Genomic DNA, 22,657 nt, shown 5'->3' on the forward strand with positions numbered 1-22,657 from the left:
CTCCGTGTCCAGCACGCCTTCCAGCACCCCCCAGTCCGACAGCCCCGCGATCGGCACCGCCCGCGTCAAGCGCGGCATGGCCGAGCAGCTCAAGGGCGGCGTGATCATGGACGTGGTCAACGCCGAGCAGGCGAAGATCGCCGAGGACGCGGGCGCCGTCGCGGTCATGGCCCTGGAGCGGGTTCCGGCCGACATCCGCAAGGACGGCGGCGTGGCCCGGATGTCCGACCCGAACATGATCGAGGAGATCATCGGCGCGGTCTCCATCCCGGTGATGGCCAAGTCCCGCATCGGCCACTTCGTCGAGGCTCAGGTCCTGCAGTCGCTCGGCGTCGACTACATCGACGAGTCCGAGGTCCTCACCCCGGCCGACGAGGTCAACCACAGCGACAAGTTCGCCTTCACCACGCCGTTCGTCTGCGGCGCCACCAACCTGGGCGAGGCCCTGCGCCGCATCGCCGAGGGCGCGGCCATGATCCGCTCCAAGGGCGAGGCCGGCACCGGCAACGTGGTCGAGGCCGTCCGCCACCTGCGTCAGATCAAGAACGAGATCGCCAAGCTGCGCGGCTTCGACAACAACGAGCTGTACGCCGCCGCCAAGGAGCTGCGCGCCCCGTACGAGCTGGTCAAGGAAGTCTCCGAGCTCGGCAAGCTCCCGGTTGTGCTGTTCTCCGCCGGCGGCGTGGCCACCCCCGCCGACGCCGCGCTGATGCGCCAGCTCGGCGCCGAGGGCGTCTTCGTCGGCTCCGGCATCTTCAAGTCGGGCGACCCGGCCAAGCGCGCCGCCGCCATCGTGAAGGCCACCACCTTCTTCGACGACCCGAAGATCATCGCGGACGCCTCCCGCAACCTGGGCGAGGCCATGGTGGGCATCAACTGCGACACCCTGCCCGAGACCGAGCGCTACGCCAACCGCGGCTGGTAGTCACTCATGAACACCCCAGTGATCGGTGTCCTGGCTCTCCAGGGCGACGTACGGGAGCACCTCATCGCCCTGGCCGCGGCGGACGCCGTGGCCAGGCCGGTCAGGCGTCCCGAGGAGCTCGCCGACGTGGACGGCCTGGTCATACCCGGCGGCGAGTCCACCACCATCTCCAAGCTGGCCGCGCTGTTCGGCATGCTGGAGCCGCTGCGCGAGAGGGTGCGGGCGGGCCTGCCCGTGTACGGCACCTGCGCCGGGCTGATCATGCTCGCCGACAAGATCCTCGACCCGCGCTCGGGCCAGGAGACCATCGGCGGCATCGAGATGATCGTCCGCCGCAACGCCTTCGGCCGCCAGAACGAGTCGTTCGAGGCGACCGTGGAGGTCTCCGGAGTGGGCCCCGTGGAGGGCGTGTTCATCCGCGCCCCCTGGGTCGAGTCCGTCGGCGCCGAGACCGAGGTGCTCGCCGAGCACGGCGGCCACATCGTCGCCGTACGCCAGGGAAACGCGCTGGCGACCTCGTTCCACCCCGAGCTGACGGGCGACCACCGCATGCACGCGCTGTTCGTGGACATGGTGCGCGCCGCCGCCTGAAAGGCGCGCGCGTGAGCGCCCGATGAGGGGCGGGGGCCGGGCGACGGGTGGCCCGGCTCCCGGTAGGATCTCTGCCGAACGACGCAGAATGGGTTACGCGAAGGAGACAGGCAGATGTCCGGCCACTCTAAATGGGCTACGACGAAGCACAAGAAGGCCGTGATCGATGCCAAGCGCGGCAAGCTCTTCGCGAAGCTGATCAAGAACATCGAGGTCGCGGCCCGCACCGGCGGCGCCGACATCGATGGCAACCCGACCCTCTTCGACGCCGTGCAGAAGGCCAAGAAGCAGTCGGTGCCCAACAAGAACATCGACTCCGCGCTCAAGCGCGGTGCCGGTCTCGAAGCGGGCGGTGCCGACTACGAGACGATCATGTACGAGGGTTACGGCCCGAACGGCGTCGCGGTGCTCATCGAGTGCCTCACCGACAACCGCAACCGTGCCGCCTCCGACGTACGTGTAGCGATGACCCGCAACGGCGGCTCGATGGCCGACCCGGGCTCGGTCTCGTACCTGTTCAACCGCAAGGGCGTCGTCGTCCTGCCCAAGGGCGAGCTCTCCGAGGACGACGTCCTGGAGACGGTCCTGGAGGCGGGCGCCGAGGAGGTCAACGACCTCGGCGACTCCTTCGAGATCATCTCCGAGGCCACGGACATGGTCGCGGTCCGTACGGCGCTCCAGCAGGCCGGCATCGACTACGACTCGGCCGAGGCCAACTTCGTCCCGACCATGCAGGTCGAGCTGGACGAAGAGGGCGCGCGGAAGATCTTCAAGCTCATCGACGCGCTGGAGGACAGCGACGACGTGCAGAACGTCTTCGCCAACTTCGACGTCTCCGACGAGGTCATGGAGAAGGTCGACGCGTAGCGCTGCCACGTGCTGAGCGGTTTCGGCGGGCCGATGGGACACGTCCCATCGGCCCGCCGCCGTTGTCAGTGGCAGCGGATAGCCTGGCAGGAAGTCAAAGATCATTGGGGAGGGGCCGTGCGCGTACTCGGGGTGGACCCCGGACTGACGCGGTGTGGCGTGGGCGTCGTCGAAGGGGTGGCGGGCCGACCGCTCACCATGCTCGGTGTCGGTGTCGTACGGACCCCGGCGGACGCCGAGTTGGGCCACCGGCTCGTCGCCATCGAGCGCGGCATCGAGGAGTGGCTGGATGCCCACCGGCCCGAATTCGTCGCCGTGGAGCGGGTGTTCAGCCAGCACAACGTGCGCACCGTGATGGGCACCGCCCAAGCCAGCGCCGTCGCCATGCTATGCGCGTCCCGGCGCGGCATCCCCGTCGCCCTGCACACCCCCAGCGAGGTCAAGGCCGCCGTCACCGGAAGCGGCCGCGCCGACAAGGCGCAGGTCGGTGCCATGGTGACCCGGCTGCTCCGGCTGGACGCGCCGCCCAGACCGGCCGACGCGGCCGACGCCCTCGCTCTCGCCATCTGCCACATCTGGCGCGCCCCGGCCCTGAACAGGCTCCAACAGGCCCACGCCCAGCACTCCGTACGGAAGGTCACCCGATGATCGCCTTCGTCAGCGGCCCGGTCGCCGCCCTCGCTCCCGACACCGCGGTGGTCGAGGTCGGCGGCATCGGCATGGCCCTCCAGTGCACGCCCAACACACTGGCCGAACTGCGCGTCGGCCAGCACGCCAAACTCGCCACGTCCCTGGTCGTACGCGAGGACTCGCTGACCCTGTACGGCTTCGCGGACGACGACGAGAAGCAGGTCTTCGAACTGCTCCAGACCGCCAACGGGGTGGGCCCCCGGCTCGCCCAGGCGGTGCTCTCCGTGCACACCCCGAACGCGCTGCGCCGTGCGTTCGCCACCGGTGACGAGAAGGCGCTCACCGCGGTGCCCGGCATCGGCAAGAAGGGCGCCCAGAAGCTCCTCATCGAGCTGAAGGACCGGCTCGGCGCGCCCGTCGGGAACGCCCCGGCGGCAGCGGCGCCGGTCACCGCGGCCTGGCGGGACCAGCTGCACGCGGCTCTCATCGGGCTCGGCTACGCGACCCGGGAGGCCGACGAGGCGGTCGCCGCCGTCGAGCCGCAGGCCGAGGCCTCGGACAAGCCGAACGTCGGCGCCCTCCTGAAGGCCGCCCTGCAGAGCCTCAACCGCGCCCGCTGAGCCCGTCCGCGCCCCACCGGCCCACCCATCGCGACCACGATCCGAGGCACACCGCATGAACTGGGAAGACAGCTCCGACACGGCGGATCTGTCCGCGACGGCCGGTCCCGGCGACCGCCTGGTCGGCGCCGACGCCGACGGCGAGGACACCGCCGTCGAGGCCGCGCTGCGCCCGAAGGACCTGGACGAGTTCGTCGGCCAGGAGAAGGTCCGCGAGCAGCTCGACCTGGTGCTGCGCGCCGCCCGCGCCCGCGGCGCCACCGCCGACCACGTCCTGCTCTCCGGCGCGCCCGGCCTCGGCAAGACCACCCTCTCGATGATCATCGCGGCCGAGATGGGCGCCCCGATCCGCATCACCAGTGGCCCCGCCATCCAGCACGCGGGAGACCTCGCCGCGATCCTCTCCTCCCTCCAGGAGGGCGAGGTCCTCTTCCTCGACGAGATCCACCGGATGTCGCGCCCCGCGGAGGAGATGCTCTACATGGCGATGGAGGACTTCCGGGTCGACGTCATCGTCGGCAAGGGCCCCGGAGCCACCGCCATCCCGCTCGAACTGCCGCCCTTCACGCTGGTCGGCGCCACCACCCGGGCCGGTCTGCTGCCGCCCCCGCTGCGCGACCGCTTCGGCTTCACCGGCCACATGGAGTTCTACGAGCCCTCCGAGCTGGAGCGGGTCATCCACCGCTCGGCCCGGCTGCTCGACGTGGAGATCGACTCCGCCGGCGCCGCAGAGATCGCGGGTCGCTCCCGCGGCACCCCGCGCATCGCCAACCGCCTCCTGCGCCGCGTCCGCGACTACGCCCAGGTCAAGGCCGACGGCGTCATCACCCCCGCGATCGCCTCAGCCGCACTGGGGGTCTACGAGGTCGACGCCCGGGGCCTGGACCGCCTGGACCGGGCCGTGCTCCAGGCGCTCCTGAAGCTGTTCGGTGGGGGGCCGGTCGGCCTGTCGACCCTGGCGGTCGCGGTGGGGGAGGAGCGCGAAACGGTGGAGGAGGTGGCCGAGCCCTTCCTGGTGCGCGAGGGCCTGCTCGCCCGCACCCCGCGCGGCCGGGTGGCCACCCCCGCCGCCTGGGCCCACCTCGGTCTCGTACCGCCGCAGCACGGCGGGGGCGCGCCAGGAAGCGGACAACAGGGTCTCTTCGGGGCGTGACGGCGCGGAGGGTCGCAGCCCGAGGAACCCCGGTGGGATGCTGGGCGTTGTTCCATCTGTGCGGACTCGCTTAGACTCCGCCGATGCCGCCCTTCCAGGCCGGCGTACCCACCCCCGAAGATCAGGCCGCGATCCACCGCGGTCGTGCGAAGGAAGTTCCCCCCGTGAGTCTCGTGACCCTCCTCCCCTTCATCGTGCTCATCGGGGCCATGTTCCTGATGACCCGGTCCGCCAAGAAGAAGCAGCAGGCGGCCGCCGCCATGCGCAACGAGATGCAGCCCGGCACCGGTGTCCGCACCATCGGGGGCATGTACGCCACCGTCAAGGAAGTCGGCGACGAGACCGTGCTTCTCGAGGTGGCTCCCGGCGTCCACGCCGTCTTCGCCAAGAACGCCATCGGCGCCGTGCTTGACGACGCCGAGTACAACCGCATCGTGCACGGCGACACCGAAGAGGAGCTCCCGGCGGTGCCGGACGACGCCTCTTCGCTGACCGAGGCCGCCGAGGCCGAGGACACCAAGGACGCCAAGATCGACCTGGGCAAGAAGGACGAGGCGGCGGACGTCGCCGCGCCCAAGGACGACAAGGACGGCAAGGCCGACGGCGGGGCCGACGCGAAGTAGTCACGCACCCAGGCCGCGCCGCGCCCGACCGGTGCGCGCGGTCCTCACAGCGGGCCGACTTCCACGGGGGAACGTCCCCACAACACTTCGTGGCCGCCCACGCGCACACCCGGCGCGGGGCGGTTGGACAGGGAGAAACGACAAGGTGGCAGCACCGAACAAGGGCCGAAGGCCGGCGGCGGGGGGCCAGAGCAAGCCGGGGCGTGCCCTGGCCTTCATCCTCATCGCCATGGTCGCGCTCACCGGTGGGATGTTCCTTTCCCACAACACCACCCCGAGGCTGGGCATCGACCTCGCGGGCGGTACGAGCATCACGCTCAAGGCGAAGGCCGAGCCCGGCCAGGAGTCGGCGATCAACAAGGCCAACATGGACACCGCCGTGTCCATCATGGAGCGGCGCGTCAACGGCCTTGGTGTGACCGAGTCCGAGGTTCAGACCCAGGGCAGCGACAACATCATCGTCAACATCCCCAAGGGTACGAACTCCGAGCAGGCCCGCGCGCAGGTCGGCCAGACCGCCAAGCTGTACTTCCGGCCGGTCCTGACCGCCCAGCAGAGCGCGGCACCCGCGCCGAGCGCCTCCCCGAGCTCCTCGACAGGCGGCAAGGCCACCCCTTCGGGCAGCCCGAGCGCTTCCAGCTCCGCCAAGAGCAAGCCCTCAACGAAGCCGAGCACGAACAGCAGCCCCCAGGGCCGTGCGGTCTCCGACGCGCTGAAGGCCTCGCCGACCCCGAGCGGCAAGCCCAGCAGCCCCACGCCCAACCCGTCCGGGTCCGCCTCCTCCGGTGACGCGGCCGCGGCGGCCAAGCTGCAGGCGCAGTTCGCGGCGCTCGACTGCTCCACCAAGGAAGCCCGCTCCAAGGCCGGAGAGGGCGCCAAGCCCACCGACCCGACGGTGTCGTGCAGCCAGGACGGCAGCGAGAAGTACATCCTCGGCCCGGCCGAGGTCGACGGCACCGACGTCGCCAAGGCGCAGGCCGTGATCAACCAGAACGGTCAGTGGATCGTTCAGATGGACTTCACCGGCGGCGGCTCGAAGAAGTTCGCGTCGATCACCGGCAAGCTCTCGCAGCAGCAGTACCCGAACAACCGCTTCGCGATCGCCCTGGACAACCAGGTCGTCTCGGCCCCCACCGTGAGCTCCACGCTCAGCGGCTCCGCCGAGATCTCCGGCAGCTTCACCCAGCAGTCCGCGCAGGACCTGGCCAACGTGCTCTCCTACGGTGCGCTGCCCCTCTCCTTCCAGGAGCAGAGCGTCACCACCGTGACCGCGGCCCTCGGCGCCGACCAGCTGCACGCCGGTCTGATCGCCGGCGCCATCGGTCTGGCGCTGGTCATCATCTACCTGGTGGCCTACTACCGCGGCCTCGCGATGATCGCCATCCTCAGCCTCGTCGTCTCGGCGATCCTGACCTACACGATCATGACGCTGCTCGGCCCCGGCATCGGCTTCGCGCTGAACCTGCCCGCGGTCTGCGGTGCGATCGTCGCGATCGGCATCACCGCGGACTCGTTCATCGTGTACTTCGAGCGCATCCGCGACGAGATCCGCGAGGGCCGCACGCTGCGCCCCGCCGTCGAGCGGGCCTGGCCGCGCGCCCGGCGCACCATCCTGGTCTCCGACTTCGTGTCGTTCCTCGCCGCGGCGGTGCTGTTCATCGTCACCGTCGGCAAGGTCCAGGGCTTCGCGTTCACGCTCGGTCTGACCACCCTGCTCGACGTGGTCGTGGTGTTCCTCTTCACCAAGCCGGTGATGACGCTCCTCGCCCGCACGAAGTTCTTCGCGAGCGGCCACCCGTGGTCCGGTCTGGACCCGAAGCGGCTCGGCGCCAAGCCCCCGCTGCGCCGTGCCCGCCGCACCTCCGCCCCCGTAGACCCGAAGGAGGCGTGAGATGTCGAAGCTCGGCACTCTCGGCGCCAGGCTGTACCGCGGTGAGGTCGGTTACGACTTCGTCGGCAAGCGGAAGATCTGGTACGGCGTCTCGATCCTGATCACCATCACGGCCATCGTGGGCCTGGCGGTGCGGGGTCTGACGATGGGCATCGAGTTCGAGGGCGGTGCGGTCTTCACCACCCCGAAGACCGCGGTATCGGCCTCGCAGGCGGAGACGGCCGCGCAGGCCGCCTCCGGCCACGACGCGATCGCCCAGAAGCTCGGCAACGGCGGGCTCCGCATCACCATCGGCGGGGTCGACACCGCCAAGTCCGACCAGATCAAGACGGAGCTCGCCAAGGACCTCAAGGTCCAGGCGAACGACATCAACGCCGATCTGGTGGGCCCCAGCTGGGGTGAGACGATCGCCAACAAGGCCTGGACCGGCCTGGTCGTCTTCATGATCCTGGTGGTGATCTATCTGGCCATCGCCTTCGAGTGGCGCATGGCACTCGCGGCCCTGGTCGCCCTGATCCACGACCTCACGATCACGGTCGGCGTCTACGCGCTGGTCGGCTTCGAGGTCACCCCGGGTACCGTGATCGGTCTGCTAACCATCCTCGGTTACTCCCTCTACGACACCGTCGTCGTCTTCGACGGACTCAAGGAGGGCCAGAAGGGGATCACCAAGCAGACCCGGGTCACCTACAGCGAGATGGCGAACAAGAGCCTCAACGGCACCCTGGTCCGCTCCATCAACACCACGGTCGTGGCGCTGCTTCCGGTGGCGGGCCTGCTGTTCATCGGTGGCGGCGTGCTCGGCGCCGGCATGCTGAACGACATCTCGCTGTCGCTCTTCGTCGGCCTCGCGGCCGGTGCGTACTCCTCGATCTTCATCGCCACTCCGCTGGTCGCCGACCTGAAGGAGACCATGCCGGAGATGAAGGCCCTCAAGAAGCGGGTGCTCGCCAAGCGCGCGGCGGCCGCCGCCAAGGGCGAGACCGAGCAGGACCCGCAGGACGAGGCGCCGTACGACGACGAGGCCGACGACGACGCGGCGCCCGCCGGCGCGGTCGTCGGCCAGCGCCGCCAGCCCAACCGCAACAACCGGGGGAAGCGTCGATGACCAGCGTCTCCACCGAGACCGCCGGGCTGCTGCTCAGCCGCATCCGTGACGTGCCCGACTATCCGCTGCCGGGCGTGATGTTCAAGGACATCACCCCGCTGCTCGCGGACCCGGAGGCGTTCACGGCCCTCACCGACGCGCTCGCGGCGCTGTGCATGGAGCACGGCGCGACGAAGATCGTCGGCCTGGAGGCGCGCGGCTTCATCCTTGCGGCCCCGGTCGCGGTCCGCGCGGGGATCGGCTTCATCCCCGTACGCAAGGCGGGCAAGCTCCCCGGAGCGACGCTCAAGCAGGCGTACGAGCTGGAGTACGGCACCGCTGAGATCGAGGTGCACGCCGAGGACCTCAGCGCGGGCGACCGCGTCATGGTCATCGACGACGTGCTGGCCACCGGCGGCACCGCCGAGGCCTCGCTGGAGCTGATCCGGCGGGCCGGTGCCGAGGTGGCCGGGGTCGCGGTCCTGATGGAGCTCGGCTTCCTCAGCGGCCGCGAGCGGCTGGAGCCCGCCCTGCGCGGCGCCCCGCTGCACGCGCTGATCACGGTCTGAGCCGCACGGCGAACGGCGCGGAGGCGGGCCCGGAGGAATCCGGTGCCCGCCTCCGGTGTTTCTCCAGGCAGAGCCGTCACACCCGGCCGAGGGCGAGCGGAGGCTCCTGGCTCGATACCATGTACTTCCGGGCCTGACCGGGGGACCCGGACCCTCCCCCAGACTTCGTCCGGGGGGACCCCAGAGGAGCGCTTTTGCCAGACGAGGCCCAGCCACTCTCCGCCGCGCAGCCCGACCAGCAGGCCAAGGAGGCCGCGGCGGCCCCGGCCACGCCCCCCGAGCCCGCGGCGGAGCCGAAGCCCACGACGCCCGAACCGGCCGCGGCCCCGGTCGCCAAGCCGGTGGTGCCGGCCGGTTCCGTCTCGCGGTCCGCCGGCTCCTCCAACCGGGTACGCGCCCGCCTCGCCCGGCTCGGCGTGCAGCGCTCCTCCGCGTACAACCCGGTGCTCGAACCGCTGCTGCGGATAGTGCGCAGCAACGACCCCAAGATCGAGACGGCCACGCTCCGCCAGGTCGAGCAGGCCTACCAGGTCGCCGAGCGCTGGCACCGCGGCCAGAAGCGCAAGAGCGGCGACCCGTACATCACGCACCCGCTCGCCGTCACGACCATCCTCGCCGAGCTCGGCATGGACCCGGCCACCTTGATGGCGGGTCTGCTGCACGACACCGTCGAGGACACCGAGTACGGCCTCGACACCCTGCGCCGCGACTTCGGCGACCAGGTGGCGCTGCTCGTCGACGGCGTCACCAAGCTCGACCGGGTGCAGTTCGGCGACGCCGCGCAGGCCGAGACCGTACGCAAGATGGTCGTGGCCATGGCGAAGGACCCGCGCGTCCTGGTCATCAAGCTCGCCGACCGCCTGCACAACATGCGCACCATGCGGTACCTCAAGCGCGAGAAGCAGGAGAAGAAGGCGCGCGAGACCCTGGAGATCTACGCGCCGCTCGCCCACCGCCTGGGCATGAACACGATCAAGTGGGAGCTGGAGGACCTCGCCTTCGCGATCCTCTACCCCAAGATGTACGACGAGATCGTGCGGCTGGTCGCCGAGCGCGCGCCCAAGCGCGACGAATACCTCGCCATAGTGACCGACGAGGTCCAGTCCGACCTGCGCGCGGCCCGCATCAAGGCGACCGTCACCGGCCGCCCGAAGCACTACTACAGCGTCTACCAGAAGATGATCGTCCGCGGCCGTGACTTCGCGGAGATCTACGACCTGGTGGGCATCCGCGTCCTGGTCGACACGGTGCGGGACTGCTACGCGGCGCTCGGCACGGTGCACGCGCGATGGAATCCGGTCCCCGGCCGGTTCAAGGACTACATCGCGATGCCCAAGTTCAACATGTACCAGTCACTGCACACCACGGTGATCGGCCCCAACGGCAAGCCCGTCGAGCTCCAGATCCGTACCTTCGACATGCACCGCCGCGCCGAGTACGGCATCGCCGCGCACTGGAAGTACAAGCAGGATCCGTCCGCCGGAGCCTCCAAGGTGCGCACCGACGTGCCGAAGAAGACCGGCAAGGACGACCACCTCAACGACATGGCGTGGCTGCGCCAGCTGCTCGACTGGCAGAAGGAGACCGAGGACCCCAGCGAGTTCCTGGAGTCGCTGCGCTTCGACCTCTCGCGCAACGAAGTCTTCGTCTTCACGCCCAAGGGCGACGTCATCGCGCTCCCGGCGGGCTCGACACCCGTCGACTTCTCGTACGCCGTCCACACCGAGGTCGGTCACCGGACCATAGGCGCACGGGTCAACGGGCGCCTCGTACCGCTCGAATCGACCCTGGACAACGGCGACTTGGTGGAGGTCTTCACCTCCAAGGCGGCCGGCGCCGGACCCTCCCGCGACTGGCTCGGCTTCGTCAAGTCGCCGCGCGCTCGCAACAAGATCCGCGCCTGGTTCTCCAAGGAGCGCCGCGAGGAAGCGATCGAGCACGGCAAGGACGCCATCGCGCGCGCCATGCGCAAGCAGAACCTGCCGATCCAGCGGATCCTGACCGGCGACTCGCTCGTCACCCTCGCGCACGAGATGCGCTACCCCGACATCTCCTCGCTGTACGCGGCGATCGGCGAGGGCCATGTGGCGGCCCAGGGCGTCGTCCAGAAGCTGGTGCAGGCGCTCGGCGGCGAGGAAGCCGCCAACGAGGACATCGCCGAGTCGGCGCCGCCCTCGCGGGGCCGCAGCAAGCGCCGCAAGAACGCCGACCCGGGTGTGGTCGTCAAGGGCGTCGACGACGTGTGGGTGAAGCTGGCCCGCTGTTGTACGCCCGTACCCGGCGACCCCATCATCGGCTTCGTAACCCGCGGCAGCGGCGTCTCGGTGCACCGCGCGGACTGCGTCAACGTGGACTCGCTGTCCCAGCAGCCCGAGCGGATCCTCGAAGTGGAATGGGCGCCCACCCAGTCCTCGGTCTTCCTGGTCGCCATCCAGGTCGAGGCCCTGGACCGCTCGCGCCTCCTGTCGGACGTCACCCGCGTGCTGTCCGACCAGCACGTCAACATCCTGTCGGCGGCCGTGCAGACCTCCCGCGACCGGGTGGCCACCTCGCGCTTCACCTTCGAGATGGGCGACCCCAAGCACCTCGGCCATGTGCTCAAGGCCGTCAGGGGAGTCGAGGGCGTGTACGACGTGTACCGGGTGACCTCCGCCCGCCGGCCGTAACCGCCGACCGCGCCGAGCGGCCCGCAACCGGAACGCCAAGGGGCCCCCTGTCCAACAGGGGGCCCCTTGCCGGTACTTGACGGAGCGTCAGCCGCCGAACTCCTCAAGCCCCTTCAGCGCCTGGTCGAGCAGCGCCTGGCGGCCTTCCAGCTCGCGGCCCAGCTTGTCGGCCTTCGCGTCGTTACCGGACGCGCGGGCCGCGTCGATCTGCCGCTGCAACTTGTCGACCGCGTCCTGGAGCTGGCCCGTCAGGCCCGCGGCGCGCGCCCGCGCCTCCGGGTTGGTGCGCCGCCACTCGGCCTCCTCGGCCTCCTGGATCGCCCGCTCCACGGTGTGCATCCGGCCCTCGACCTTGGGACGCGCGTCCCGCGGTACGTGGCCGATGGCCTCCCAGCGCTCGTTGATCGAGCGGAACGCGGCGCGGGCCGCCTTCAGATCGGTCACCGGGAGGATCTTCTCGGCCTCCTCGGCCAGCTCCTCCTTCAGCTTCAGGTTCTCGGTCTGCTCGGCGTCCCGCTCCGCGAAGACCGAACTGCGCGCCGCGAAGAAGACGTCCTGGGCGCCGCGGAAGCGGTTCCACAGCTCGTCCTCGGCCTCGCGCTGGGCGCGGCCCGCCGCCTTCCAGTCCGCCATCAGGTCGCGGTAGCGCGCCGCCGTCGTGGCCCAGTCCGTGGACCCGGACAGCGACTCGGCCTCGGCGACCAGCTTCTCCTTGACCTTGCGGGCGTCCTCACGCTGCGCGTCGAGCGACGCGAAGTGCGCCTTGCGACGCTTGGAGAACGCCGAGCGGGCGTGCGAGAAGCGGTGCCACAGCTCGTCGTCGGACTTCCGGTCGAGCCGCGGCAGGCCCTTCCAGGTGTCCACCAGGGCGCGCAGCCGCTCGCCCGCCGAGCGCCACTGCTCGCTCTGGGCAAGCTCCTCGGCCTCGGCGACCAGCGCCTCCTTGGCGTGCTTCGCCTCGTCGGTCTGCTTGGCCTTCTGGACCTTGCGCTCCTCGCGGCGCGACTCGACCGTCCGCACCAGCTTGTCGAGGCGCACCCGCAGCGCGTCGAGGTCGCCGACCGCGTGATGCTCGTCGACCTGCGTGCGCAGGTGGTCGATGGCGGTCTGGGCGTCCTTCGCCGACAGGTCGGTGGTCTTCACCCGCCGTTCGAGGAGGCCGATCTCAACAACCAGGCCCTCGTACTTGCGCTCGAAGTAGGCCAGAGCCTCCTCGGGAGAGCCCGCCTGCCACGATCCGACGACCACTTCGCCATCGGCTGTACGCACATACACGGTGCCCGTCTCGTCGACGCGGCCCCACGGGTCGCTGCTCACAGCGCCTCCTCCACATGATGCCTGCGCGGGGGGTTCGTCCCCCGGGGCATCGTCCACAGTTCCCGGCGGGCCTCGCCCGCCCTCCACAGCGCGGGTACGAGCCCGCGCTGCACAACGCCAATCTAGGCGACCGGCCGCCCGGCTGTCCGCACTCAGCGCGGCCGAATTCGGCGGTTCACGCTCGGTGCCGGGCGCCCGGCCCGGTCACCCCTTGGTGACCGACGCCGTCTGGATGGTGACGGCCTTCTTGGGGGCTCCGTCACCCGCGCCGCCCTCGACACCCTCCTTGGCGACGTCCTGGACGGCCTTCAGGCCGTCCGCGTCGATCGTGCCGAACGGCGTGTAGGTGGGCGGCAGTTTGCTGTCCTTGTAGACCAGGAAGAACTGGCTGCCACCGGTGTGCGGTTGGCCGGTATTCGCCATCGCGACGGTGCCCGCCGGGTAGGTCACCGTGCCGTCCGCGCCCGCCTTGCCGAGCCCCGTCAGGTTCTCGTCGGGAATCGTGTAGCCGGGGCCGCCGGAACCGGTGCCCTGCGGGTCGCCGCACTGGAGCACGTAGATGCCCTGCGTGGTCAGCCGGTGGCACTTGGTGTTGTTGAAGAACCCCTTGTCGGCGAGGTACTTGAACGAGTTCGCGGTGTGCGGCGTCTTGGCCGCGTCCATCGCGAACTTGATCTCGCCGACGTTCGTCTTCAGCGCCATGTCGTACGTGCCCTTGGCGTCGATCGCCATCTTGGGCTCCGCCGCGCCGCTGGGCTGCGCCGACGGGCTGTCCGAAGGGGCCGAGGCATCCGGCTTCTTGTTGCTGTCGCCGGAGAAGGCGCCCGTCGCGAAGGCGGCACCGCCCGCCGCCACGACCACCGCGAGCGCGGCCGCGATGACGGTGTTGCGACGCCTTGCCTTGCGCCGTGCTTCCTCCCGGCGCTGCTGCTGCCGCTCGAACTTCTCGCGGGCGAGCTGGCGCCGACGCTGTTCGCTGCTGACCACCGGTCGTCTCCTTGTACGGTCTCGTGAGCTGTGGGTACGGGCGTGCGAGCTGACTTTGCCCCGTACCGTATATGGGTTCGCTGTGACCCGAGCAGCGCCGGTAGGCTCTGAGCAGCCGTAATCACCCGCCGCGCAAGAAATCGAGGACGATCGTGCTGATTGCCGGGTTCCCCGCCGGAGCCTGGGGGACCAACTGCTACCTGGTCGCCCCCGCCGCAGGCGAGGAATGCGTGATCATCGACCCCGGCCACCAGGCCGCCCAGGGCGTCGAGGAAACGCTGAAGAAGCATCGGCTCAAGCCCGTCGCCGTCGTCCTCACCCACGGCCACATCGACCACTGCGCCTCGGTCGTCCCGGTCTGCGGAGCCCATGACGTACCCGCCTGGATCCACCCCTCGGACCGCTACATGATGAGCGACCCGGAGAAGGCTCTCGGCCGGGCCTTCGGCGCGCAGCTCATGGGCGAGCTGACGGTGGGGGAGCCCTCGGACGTCAAGGAGCTGACCGACGGCGCCGCCCTGAGGCTCGCGGGCCTGGAGCTCGCCGTGTCGCATGCGCCCGGCCATACCAAGGGGTCGGTGACGTTCGGGCTGCCCGAGGCGGAGGACATTCCTCCGATCCTGTTCTCGGGCGACCTGCTCTTCGCCGGCTCCGTCGGACGCACCGACCTGCCCGGCGGCAGCCACGCCGAGCTCCTCGAGTCGCTGGGCCGCGTGTGCCTGCCGCTCGACGACTCGACCGTGGTGCTGTCCGGCCACGGCTCCCAGACGACCATCGGCCAGGAGCGCGCCACCAACCCGTATCTGCGGCAGGTGGCGGCCGGCCAGGGAGAGAGCACCGCCTCTCCCCGACGAGGAATGTGACGAGAAGCCTTCCCATGAGTACTTTCCAGGCCCCCAAGGGCACGTACGACCTGATCCCGCCGGACTCGGCGCGCTTCCTCGCCGTGCGCGAGGCCATCTCGGCACCCCTGAAGCGGTCGGGCTACGGCTACATCGAGACCCCGGGCTTCGAGAACGTCGAGCTCTTCGCACGCGGTGTTGGCGAATCGACCGACATCGTCACGAAGGAGATGTACGCCTTCGAGACCAAGGGCGGCGACAGGCTCGCGCTGCGCCCCGAGGGCACCGCCTCCGTGCTGCGCGCGGCCCTGGAGGCCAACCTGCACAAGGCGGGCAACCTCCCCGTCAAGCTCTGGTACTCGGGCTCGTACTACCGCTACGAGCGCCCGCAGAAGGGCCGCTACAGGCACTTCTCGCAGGTCGGTGCCGAGGCGATCGGCGCGGAGGACCCGGCGCTCGACGCCGAGCTGATCATCCTGGCGAACGACGCGTACCGCTCGCTGGGGCTGCGCGACTTCCGCATCCTGCTCAACTCGCTCGGCGACAAGGAGTGCCGCCCGGTCTACCGCGACGCGCTCCAGGACTTCCTGCGCGGGCTCGACCTCGACGAGGACACGCTGCGCCGGGCCGAGATCAACCCGCTGCGGGTCCTCGACGACAAGCGGGACGCGGTCCAGAAGCAGCTCGTGGGTGCGCCGCTCCTGCGCGACTACCTGTGCGACGCCTGCAAGGCGTACCACGAGGAGGTCCGTGACCTTCTGATCGCGCAGGGCGTGGCCTTCGAGGACGACGAGAAACTGGTGCGCGGCCTCGACTACTACACCCGCACGACCTTCGAGTTCGTCCACGACGGTCTGGGCTCGCAGTCCGCGGTGGGCGGCGGCGGCCGCTACGACGGCCTCTCCGAGATGATCGGCGGCCCCGCGCTGCCGTCGGTGGGCTGGGCCCTCGGCGTCGACCGCACGGTCCTGGCCCTGGAGGCCGAGGGCATCACCCTCGAACTCCCCTCCACGACCAGCGTGTTCGCGGTTCCGCTCGGCGATGAGGCACGGCGCGTGCTGTTCGCGAAGGTCGCGGAGCTGCGGCGGGCGGGCATCGCGGCGGACTTCAGCTTCGGCGGGAAGGGCCTGAAGGGCGCGATGAAGAACGCCAACCGCTCGGGCGCGCGCTTCACCCTGGTCGCGGGCGAGCGCGACCTCGCGGAGGGCGTGGTCCAGCTCAAGGACATGGAGTCCGGGGAACAGGGACCGGTCCCGCTGGAGGAGATCCTCCCGACCCTGCGGGCTCGCCTGGCCTGAGGGCCCGAGAGCGGGGCGGCACCGGGGGCTGGACCCATCGGTGCCGCCCCGCGCCGAACAGCCCGGGTTGCCCCGTGCGTACTTCCTTATGTCCATCTTCCTTATGTCCATCGAACGGTGGACAGTGCCCGCGGTGCGGCAGAATGAAGCCGTCCAGCAGGCCGAGCACACGATGACGGGATGACGGAACGGCGCTATGACAACAACAGTTGACGACGTCTCCTCCGGCTCCGACCACCAGGAGGTGAGCACCAAGGGGACGATCGGCGGCAGCCGCGCCTTCGCCTGGCTGCTCGTGATCACCGGCGCGGCCGGTGTGCTGGCGGCCTGGGTCATCACGCTCGACAAGTTCAAACTGCTCGAAGACCCGAACTTCGTGCCGGGATGCAGCCTCAACCCCGTCGTGTCCTGCGGCAACATCATGAAGAGCAGCCAGGCGGCGGCCTTCGGGTTCCCCAACCCGATGCTGGGTCTGGTCGCGTACGGCATCGTCATCTGCGTCGGCATGAGCCTGCTCGCGGGCGGCCGCTTCCGCCGCTGGTACTGGCTCACCTTCAACGCGGGCACGCTCTTCGGCGTCTGCTTCGTCAGCTGGCTCCAGTTCGAGTCGCTGTACCGGATCAACTCGCTGTGCCTGTGGTGCTGCCTGGCCTGGGTCGCCACCATCTTCATGTTCTGGTACGTGACGTCCTTCAACCTCCGCAAGGGCCTGCTCCCCGCGCCGCGCTGGGCGAAGAACTTCCTGTCCGAGTTCACGTGGGTGCTGCCGGTGCTGCACATCGGGGTCATCGGGATGCTGATCCTGACCCGCTGGTGGGACTTCTGGACCAGCTGACCGGCGTTTTCGCAGGTCAGGCTGGATTGTCAGAGGCGTGCCATAGGCTCGTGGACGTGGAACCCGACTTGTTCACCGCAGCCGCAGAGGACCGCCAGGAGAAAGACCCGGCGGGCAGCCCCCTCGCCGTCAGGATGCGCCCGCGCGTCCTGGACGAGGTGGTCGGCCAGCAGCACCTCCTGAAACAGGGCTCGCCGCTGCGGCGCCTGGTGGGGGAGGGTGCGGGTGGACCCGCCGGGCCGTCGTCGGTCATCCTGTGGGGCCCGCCGGGCACCGGGAAGACGACGCTCGCCTACGTGGTGTCGAAGGCCACGAACAAGCGGTTCGTGGAGCTATCCGCCATCACCGCCGGGGTGAAGGAGGTGCGCGCGGTCATCGACGGCGCGCGCCGGGCGATCGGCGGCTTCGGCAAGGAGACGGTCCTCTTCCTGGACGAGATCCACCGCTTCTCCAAGGCCCAGCAGGACTCGCTGCTCCCGGCGGTCGAGAACCGCTGGGTCACGCTGATCGCGGCGACCACGGAGAACCCGTACTTCTCGGTGATCTCCCCCCTCCTGTCCCGCTCCCTCCTGCTCACCCTCGAACCGCTCACGGACGACGATCTGCGGGCCCTGGTGCGGCGGGCGCTCACCGAGGAGCGGGGTCTTGGCGGAGCGGTCACTCTGCCCTCCGACGCGGAAGCGCACCTGCTGCGCATCGCGGGCGGCGACGCGCGCCGGGCGCTGACCGCGCTGGAAGCCGCGGCCGGATCGGCCATCGCCAAGTCCGAGCAGGAGATCACCCTCCAGACCGTCGAGGAGACCGTCGACCGCGCGGCGGTCAAGTACGACAAGGGCGGCGACCAGCACTACGACGTCGCCAGCGCCCTGATCAAGTCCATCCGCGGCTCCGACGTCGACGCGGCGCTGCACTACCTGGCCCGGATGATCGAAGCGGGCGAGGACCCCCGCTTCATCGCACGGCGACTGATCATCTCCGCGAGCGAGGACATCGGTCTGGCCGATCCGACCGCGCTGCCGACGGCGGTGGCCGCGGCCCAGGCGGTCGCCCTGATCGGCTTCCCCGAGGCCGCCCTGACGCTGAGCCACGCCACGATCGCGCTGGCGCTCGCCCCGAAGTCCAACTCCGCGACGACTGCGATCGCCGCCGCGATGGAGGACGTACGCAAAGGGCTGGCGGGCCCCGTCCCGCCGCACCTGCGCGACGGCCACTACAAGGGCGCGGCCAAACTGGGGCACGCGCAGGGGTACGTCTATCCGCACGACGTGCCCGGCGCGATCGCCGCCCAGCAGTACGCCCCGGACGCCGTGGCGGACCGGCGCTACTACGAACCCACGCGCTACGGAGCGGAGGCGCGCTACGCGGACGTGGTGGAAAAGGTCCGCGAGCGCCTGGGCCGAGACCCGGAGTAGCCCCGAGCCCCGCGGGGAGCCCTGTCTAGCGGGCCGCGGCGGCGAAGAGCCGCCGCATCGCGCGCCGCAGGGCGGCGAGGTCGCCCACCGGCTCCGGGAAGTCGAAGCGCGCGTCGAAGGTGTGGCCGTCGACCCCGGTGAACCGCACCCGCAGCCCGAACCGGTCGAGCGCCAGCGGTGTGACCCGTGCCATACCCTCCCGCTCGACCACCGTGCACAGCGTCCGCACCTGCTGGCCATGGGCCGAGTCGAGGTGCTGGAGCAGCTCGCTCTCGTGGCGTACGAACGGATCAGGCTCGGCCAGGGCGAACTCCTCGGCCTCCACCGCGCTCGCGCCCCACAGGTCGTCCACGTACGCGTCGCCGATCTCCAGGCGGAGCATCGTGCGGCCGGGCCCCGCCTGGCCGGGCACCCGGGTCAGCCAGCCGGAGATCCAGGCGCGGCCCCGGATACGGTGGGGGACGGACACCGGAGCCACGTCCGTGATCTCCACGACGGCCGGGACGTCGTCGTCCTGCGCGTGTGTGGCGGCCCTTACGGCCGGGGAGTCGGCCGGGAAGACCATGAATAGGTCGCCGTCCGGGCCGACGCCGCGGACATCGGCCGCCACCGGCTCGGGACGGGCTCCGGCAAGGCCGGGAATGACCAGCGCCGCCGAGCAGGTACTATGTACGAGAGTTCGTGTGCGCTCGGCTGCTGACGGCATCCGTGCGATTTCAAGTCCGCTGGGACGCGGCTGACCACGATCTGATCGGACCTCCGTCACGTGCCCGGCCCCATGCTTCAACTGGGGGCCGGTGGAGTCGACTTCTCCTGTGGGAGCAGAGTCGGCCTTCTTCGTGCTGTCCGTGATGTGACTGGTGTTCCCCGGACGCGACATGCGATCTCCTTGAGTAAGGTGAGCCTAACCTAACCCAACCATGGAGGTTTGGAGAACGTGCCTAACCAGTCGCGTCCCAAGGTCAAGAAGTCTCGTGCGCTCGGCATCGCGCTGACGCCGAAGGCCGTCAAGTACTTCGAGGCCCGCCCCTACCCGCCGGGCGAGCACGGCCGTGGCCGCAAGCAGAACTCGGACTACAAGGTCCGTCTGCTCGAGAAGCAGCGTCTGCGCGCCCAGTACGACATCAGCGAGCGCCAGATGGCGCGTGCCTACGACCGCGCCAAGAAGGCCGAAGGCAAGACGGGCGAGGCGCTGGTCGTCGAGCTCGAGCGTCGCCTCGACGCCCTGGTTCTGCGTTCGGGCATCGCCCGCACCATCTACCAGGCCCGCCAGATGGTCGTGCACGGTCACATCCAGGTCAACGGTGGCAAGGTCGACAAGCCGTCGTTCCGTGTCCGTCCGGACGACGTCGTGACCGTCCGCGAGCGCAGCCGCGAGAAGGTCCCCTTCCAGGTCGCCCGCGAGGGTGGCTACGCCGGCGAGGGCGAGACCCCGCGCTACCTCCAGGTGAACCTGAAGGCCCTGGCCTTCCGCCTGGACCGCGACCCGAACCGCAAGGAAATCCCGGTCATCTGCGACGAGCAGCTCGTCGTCGAGTACTACGCCCGCTGATCCGGACGTAGCACCGGAGCCTCAGCGCTTCAGCCCGCCGTCCCCCGCTCCGCACGGAGCGGGAGGCGGCGGGCTTCCGCATGTCCGGACCCTTCGCGCCGCTGCGCTGGGGAGGCCGGCGTCTCGCGTGCCGGGGTCAACTCCCGTACGCCGTCGCCCTCGTGGCCGCCGCCAAGGGCGCGCGCCACCGCCTGCGCCGCGTCGAGCCGGGCGCCGCGCCGCCGGTGTTCCAGGTACCCGGTGTCCCCGAGCCGCTCCCTGGTCCGCTCCTCGCACAGTACGTGCGCCGCGTAGAAGTACGCCGAGCCGAACAGGGGCAGGCCCACCGATGGCCAGATCCGCTCGGCGGCCCCTTGCAGCACGGCCGCCTCCACCGGGTCCCCGTCGTCCACCGCGATGAGCGCCAGCATCTCCAGGGTGAGCACCGTGCCCACCAGATCGTGGAAGGCGTGGTTGGTGGCGAGGGTCTCACGGAGCAGCTCGCGCGCGCGGCGCCGGTCGCCGCCGTGCCAGGCCGCGTACGCCAGGACGTACAGCGCATAGCCGCGCGCCCAGCGCTCGCCGTGGTCCTCGCAGACCTCCACGACCTGCTCGCAGAGGGACACAGCTTCGTCGAGCCGGCCGCGGAAGCCCACCGCCATCGCCAGCTCGATGCGGCACATCAGGACATTGCTGTTGAGCTCGCCGGCCTCCTCGTAACCGGCCAGCGCCGAACCGAGCAGCTCCTCGGCGCGCGCCATGTCGTCGGTGACCAGGGACAGACAGCCGGTGCGGTGCACCGCGTACGCCGTGGCCACCGCGTCGCCGCACCCCTCGGCCTGCTCGCGGCACTCGTGCAGCGCCGCGATCGCCGCCACCGCGTCGCCCTGCAACACCGCGACATAGCCGAGCACCCACAGCGCCCTGAGGCGGGAACTGCCGTGCTCGCCCTCGGCCTCCAGGACGTGCGCGAGCCAGTGCCGCCCCTCGGCGAGCCGCCCGCAGCCGACCCAGTAGAACCAGAGCGTCCCCGCCAGGTACTGCGCCAGGTGGGCGTCCCGCGCGGACTGGAGCGAGAACTCCATCGCGGCCCGCAGGTTGGGGAGTTCGCCCTCCACGCGCGCCGCGACCTCCGCCTGCCGGGGGCTGAACCAGTCCAGCTCGCACCAGGTGGCGAGGCCCAGGTACCAGTCGCGGTGGCGTCGGTGCAGGCGGACCGCGTCGCCCGACGCCGCCAGCCACTCGGCGCCGTACTCGCGCACCGTGTCGAGCAGCCGGTAGCGGACGCCGCCCGCGGTGTCCTCGCGCACCACCACCGACTGGTCGAGGAGCTCGCCGAGCACGTCGAGCACCGCCTCCTGCGGCAGATCCGGACCCACGCAGATGTACTCGACGGCCTCCAGGTCGAAGGGCCCGGCGAAGACCGAAAGCCGCGCCCACAGCAGCCGCTGGGCCGTCGTGCACAGCTCGTGGCTCCAGCCGATGGTCGTCCGCAGCGTCTGGTGGCGCGGCAGCGCACCCCGCCCGCCGCCGGTCAGCAGCTGGAACCGGTCGTCGATGCGGCGCAGCAACTGCTCCACCGAGAGCGCGCCGAGCCGTCCGGCGGCCAGCTCAAGCGCCAGCGGGATCCCGTCCAGGCGCCGGCACAGCTCCGCGGCCGCCGTCTCGTGCCCGTCGACCGGTCGCTCGCCCGCCCGCTCGCAGAAGAGTCGCAGCGCGTCCTGTCCGTTCAGCGGCGCCAGCGTCAGCACCCGCTCGCCGTCGATCCTCAGCGGCAGCCGCCCCGCCGCGAGCACCCGCAGTCCGGGCGCGCCCCGCAGCAGCTCCCGCACGAGCTCGGCACAGGCGTCCACCAACTGCTCGAACCCGTCGACGATCAGCAGCAGTTGACGCCTGGCCAGATGGTCGAGCAGCGCCTGGCGCGGCGCCCGCGCGGTGTGGTCGGTCAGGCCGAGCGCCTCCACGACGGCGTGGTCGAGCAGGCCGGGATCGGTCAGCGCGGCCAGTTCCACCAGCCGCACACCGTCGCAGTACCGTTCCTGCTCGGCCAGGCCCGCTGCGGCCCGCAGCACGAAGCGCGTCTTGCCGACCCCGCCGACGCCCGTCACGGTGACCATGCGCGCATCGCGGAGCAGATCGTCCAGTTGGGCCAGTTCACGGTCTCGGCCGACGAAGCGGTTCAACTCTGCGGGCAGATGGGAGCGCATGGAACACGCAGCGTACTCAGGGGCATGCGCTGCGTACAATCCGCTTGCCCAAGCCCGCTCGCGGCGGCCCGGAATGCGGTACGGGAAGCCACCCCCGGCGCGATAGGGTCGGAGGACGACTTTTTTCGGGTTCCGACGGGTTGCGGGGAGCGGTGCAAGTGTCCGGTGGAGAGGTGGCCGGGATCCTGGTGGCCGTCTTCTGGGCGATCCTGGTGTCCTTCCTCGCGGTCGTTCTCGTGAGGCTGGCCCAGACGCTGAAGGCGACGACCAAACTGGTCGCGGACGTGACCGACCAGGCCGTCCCGCTGCTCGCGGACGCCTCATCGGCGGTGCGCTCGGCGCAGACCCAGCTGGACCGGGTCGACGCGATCGCCTCCGACGTCCAGGAAGTCACCTCCAACGCGTCCGCGCTCTCCACCACCGTCGCCTCCACCTTCGGCGGACCGCTGGTGAAGGTGGCGGCCTTCGGGTACGGCGTGCGCCGGGCCCTCGGGCGCAAGGGCGCCGCACCGGCCGATGTGCCCGCCCGGGAGAGCCGACGTAACGTGATCGTCGGGCGGACCGTGCCGGCCGCGCGGCGCTCGAAGCGAAAGGGCTGACGCTGCG

21 protein-coding genes are annotated in these 22,657 nt (G+C 70.5%); 17 read left to right on the forward strand and 4 right to left on the reverse strand.

Annotated features, from left to right (window positions below; genetic code table 11):
- Window positions 1-4 precede the first annotated feature (4 nt).
- From pdxS to OG522_RS30365, 11 genes are all read left to right on the forward strand, one after another.
- Window positions 5-925: a pyridoxal 5'-phosphate synthase lyase subunit PdxS gene (gene pdxS / locus OG522_RS30315; protein WP_053723628.1), complete on the forward strand. Its 921-nt coding sequence runs from the start codon at window positions 5-7 to the stop codon at window positions 923-925.
- 6 nt (window positions 926-931) lie between these two features.
- Window positions 932-1,516 (forward strand): pyridoxal 5'-phosphate synthase glutaminase subunit PdxT, encoded by a 585-nt coding sequence (pdxT, locus tag OG522_RS30320; protein WP_329466204.1) that lies wholly within the window; start codon window positions 932-934, stop codon window positions 1,514-1,516.
- A 114-nt stretch (window positions 1,517-1,630) separates the two neighbouring features.
- Window positions 1,631-2,383, forward strand: coding sequence for a YebC/PmpR family DNA-binding transcriptional regulator (locus tag OG522_RS30325; RefSeq protein ID WP_329466205.1), 753 nt, complete (start codon window positions 1,631-1,633; stop codon window positions 2,381-2,383).
- Between the two features lie 117 nt (window positions 2,384-2,500).
- On the forward strand, window positions 2,501-3,031 hold the full coding sequence (gene ruvC, locus OG522_RS30330) for a crossover junction endodeoxyribonuclease RuvC (RefSeq protein ID WP_329466206.1): 531 nt from the start codon (window positions 2,501-2,503) through the stop codon (window positions 3,029-3,031).
- The gene (gene ruvA, locus OG522_RS30335) at window positions 3,028-3,633 is read left to right on the forward strand and encodes a Holliday junction branch migration protein RuvA (RefSeq protein WP_329466207.1); all 606 of its coding nucleotides are present in this window, start codon (window positions 3,028-3,030) and stop codon (window positions 3,631-3,633) included. Before ruvC ends, ruvA begins: the two co-directional genes overlap by 4 nt.
- Before the next feature lie 55 nt (window positions 3,634-3,688).
- The gene (ruvB, locus tag OG522_RS30340; protein WP_329466208.1) at window positions 3,689-4,786 is read left to right on the forward strand and encodes a Holliday junction branch migration DNA helicase RuvB; all 1,098 of its coding nucleotides are present in this window, start codon (window positions 3,689-3,691) and stop codon (window positions 4,784-4,786) included.
- 164 nt (window positions 4,787-4,950) lie between these two features.
- Entirely contained in the window at window positions 4,951-5,409 is a 459-nt protein-coding gene (yajC, locus tag OG522_RS30345) for a preprotein translocase subunit YajC (protein ID WP_329466209.1), read from the forward strand.
- Between the two features lie 145 nt (window positions 5,410-5,554).
- Window positions 5,555-7,300: a protein translocase subunit SecD gene (gene secD, locus OG522_RS30350; protein ID WP_329466210.1), complete on the forward strand. Its 1,746-nt coding sequence runs from the start codon at window positions 5,555-5,557 to the stop codon at window positions 7,298-7,300.
- A gap of 1 nt (window position 7,301) precedes the next feature.
- Complete coding sequence (gene secF / locus OG522_RS30355; RefSeq protein WP_329466211.1) at window positions 7,302-8,408, forward strand: protein translocase subunit SecF; 1,107 nt, start codon at window positions 7,302-7,304, stop codon at window positions 8,406-8,408.
- A complete protein-coding gene (locus tag OG522_RS30360) occupies window positions 8,405-8,956 on the forward strand; it encodes an adenine phosphoribosyltransferase (RefSeq protein ID WP_329466212.1) in 552 nt (183 codons plus the stop codon). The genes secF and OG522_RS30360 overlap by 4 nt, the downstream gene beginning before the upstream one ends.
- A 194-nt stretch (window positions 8,957-9,150) precedes the next feature.
- Window positions 9,151-11,622 carry a RelA/SpoT family protein gene (locus tag OG522_RS30365; protein WP_329466214.1) on the forward strand — a complete coding sequence of 824 codons (2,472 nt, stop codon included), beginning with the start codon at window positions 9,151-9,153 and terminating at the stop codon, window positions 11,620-11,622.
- Window positions 11,623-11,709: 87 nt separating this feature from the next.
- On the opposite strand, the gene OG522_RS30370 is transcribed toward OG522_RS30365, so the two are convergent.
- Both OG522_RS30370 and OG522_RS30375 read right to left on the reverse strand, forming a co-directional pair.
- Window positions 11,710-12,939: a DUF349 domain-containing protein gene (locus OG522_RS30370; RefSeq protein ID WP_329466215.1), complete on the reverse strand. Its 1,230-nt coding sequence runs from the start codon at window positions 12,937-12,939 to the stop codon at window positions 11,710-11,712.
- A gap of 204 nt (window positions 12,940-13,143) precedes the next feature.
- Window positions 13,144-13,926, reverse strand: a complete 783-nt coding sequence (locus OG522_RS30375; protein WP_329466216.1) for a peptidylprolyl isomerase — start codon at window positions 13,924-13,926, stop codon at window positions 13,144-13,146.
- A gap of 152 nt (window positions 13,927-14,078) precedes the next feature.
- Between OG522_RS30375 and OG522_RS30380 the strand changes: the two genes are divergently transcribed.
- From OG522_RS30380 to OG522_RS30395, 4 genes are all read left to right on the forward strand, one after another.
- Window positions 14,079-14,789 (forward strand): MBL fold metallo-hydrolase, encoded by a 711-nt coding sequence (locus OG522_RS30380; RefSeq protein WP_329466217.1) that lies wholly within the window; start codon window positions 14,079-14,081, stop codon window positions 14,787-14,789.
- Window positions 14,790-14,803: 14 nt separating this feature from the next.
- Window positions 14,804-16,066 carry a histidine--tRNA ligase gene (gene hisS, locus OG522_RS30385; protein ID WP_329466219.1) on the forward strand — a complete coding sequence of 421 codons (1,263 nt, stop codon included), beginning with the start codon at window positions 14,804-14,806 and terminating at the stop codon, window positions 16,064-16,066.
- Window positions 16,067-16,262: 196 nt separating this feature from the next.
- Window positions 16,263-16,901 carry a vitamin K epoxide reductase family protein gene (locus OG522_RS30390; protein ID WP_329466220.1) on the forward strand — a complete coding sequence of 213 codons (639 nt, stop codon included), beginning with the start codon at window positions 16,263-16,265 and terminating at the stop codon, window positions 16,899-16,901.
- A 56-nt stretch (window positions 16,902-16,957) separates the two neighbouring features.
- On the forward strand, window positions 16,958-18,313 hold the full coding sequence (locus OG522_RS30395; RefSeq protein WP_329466221.1) for a replication-associated recombination protein A: 1,356 nt from the start codon (window positions 16,958-16,960) through the stop codon (window positions 18,311-18,313).
- A gap of 25 nt (window positions 18,314-18,338) precedes the next feature.
- Here the strand turns inward: OG522_RS30395 and OG522_RS30400 are convergent, their stop codons facing one another.
- Complete coding sequence (locus tag OG522_RS30400; RefSeq protein WP_329466222.1) at window positions 18,339-19,019, reverse strand: DUF2470 domain-containing protein; 681 nt, start codon at window positions 19,017-19,019, stop codon at window positions 18,339-18,341.
- 231 nt (window positions 19,020-19,250) lie between these two features.
- Here OG522_RS30400 and rpsD point away from each other — a divergent pair, with 231 nt between their 5' ends.
- The gene (rpsD, locus tag OG522_RS30405; protein ID WP_053723667.1) at window positions 19,251-19,865 is read left to right on the forward strand and encodes a 30S ribosomal protein S4; all 615 of its coding nucleotides are present in this window, start codon (window positions 19,251-19,253) and stop codon (window positions 19,863-19,865) included.
- A 29-nt stretch (window positions 19,866-19,894) separates the two neighbouring features.
- Here rpsD and OG522_RS30410 read toward each other — a convergent pair whose 3' ends face one another.
- On the reverse strand, window positions 19,895-22,051 hold the full coding sequence (locus OG522_RS30410) for an ATP-binding protein (protein ID WP_329466223.1): 2,157 nt from the start codon (window positions 22,049-22,051) through the stop codon (window positions 19,895-19,897).
- 158 nt (window positions 22,052-22,209) lie between these two features.
- Here OG522_RS30410 and OG522_RS30415 point away from each other — a divergent pair, with 158 nt between their 5' ends.
- Complete coding sequence (locus tag OG522_RS30415) at window positions 22,210-22,650, forward strand: DUF948 domain-containing protein (RefSeq protein WP_329466224.1); 441 nt, start codon at window positions 22,210-22,212, stop codon at window positions 22,648-22,650.
- The last annotated feature ends 7 nt before the right edge of the window (window positions 22,651-22,657 follow it).

This window comes from Streptomyces sp. NBC_01431 (assembly GCF_036231355.1).
Taxonomy (GTDB): domain Bacteria; phylum Actinomycetota; class Actinomycetes; order Streptomycetales; family Streptomycetaceae; genus Streptomyces.

Bases quoted from the DNA above. Each gene is read 5' to 3' on its own strand.
- OG522_RS30400 (WP_329466222.1), bottom strand. From the start codon at position 19,019: ATGCCGTCAGCAGCCGAGCGCACACGAACTCTCGTACATAGTACCTGC.
- hisS (WP_329466219.1), top strand. From the start codon at position 14,804: ATGAGTACTTTCCAGGCCCCCAAGGGCACGTACGACCTGATCCCGCCG.
- pdxT (WP_329466204.1), top strand. From the start codon at position 932: ATGAACACCCCAGTGATCGGTGTCCTGGCTCTCCAGGGCGACGTACGG.
- OG522_RS30360 (WP_329466212.1), top strand. From the start codon at position 8,405: ATGACCAGCGTCTCCACCGAGACCGCCGGGCTGCTGCTCAGCCGCATC.
- OG522_RS30325 (WP_329466205.1), top strand. From the start codon at position 1,631: ATGTCCGGCCACTCTAAATGGGCTACGACGAAGCACAAGAAGGCCGTG.
- ruvB (WP_329466208.1), top strand. From the start codon at position 3,689: ATGAACTGGGAAGACAGCTCCGACACGGCGGATCTGTCCGCGACGGCC.
- ruvA (WP_329466207.1), top strand. From the start codon at position 3,028: ATGATCGCCTTCGTCAGCGGCCCGGTCGCCGCCCTCGCTCCCGACACC.
- secF (WP_329466211.1), top strand. From the start codon at position 7,302: ATGTCGAAGCTCGGCACTCTCGGCGCCAGGCTGTACCGCGGTGAGGTC.
- OG522_RS30410 (WP_329466223.1), bottom strand. From the start codon at position 22,051: ATGCGCTCCCATCTGCCCGCAGAGTTGAACCGCTTCGTCGGCCGAGAC.
- OG522_RS30390 (WP_329466220.1), top strand. From the start codon at position 16,263: ATGACAACAACAGTTGACGACGTCTCCTCCGGCTCCGACCACCAGGAG.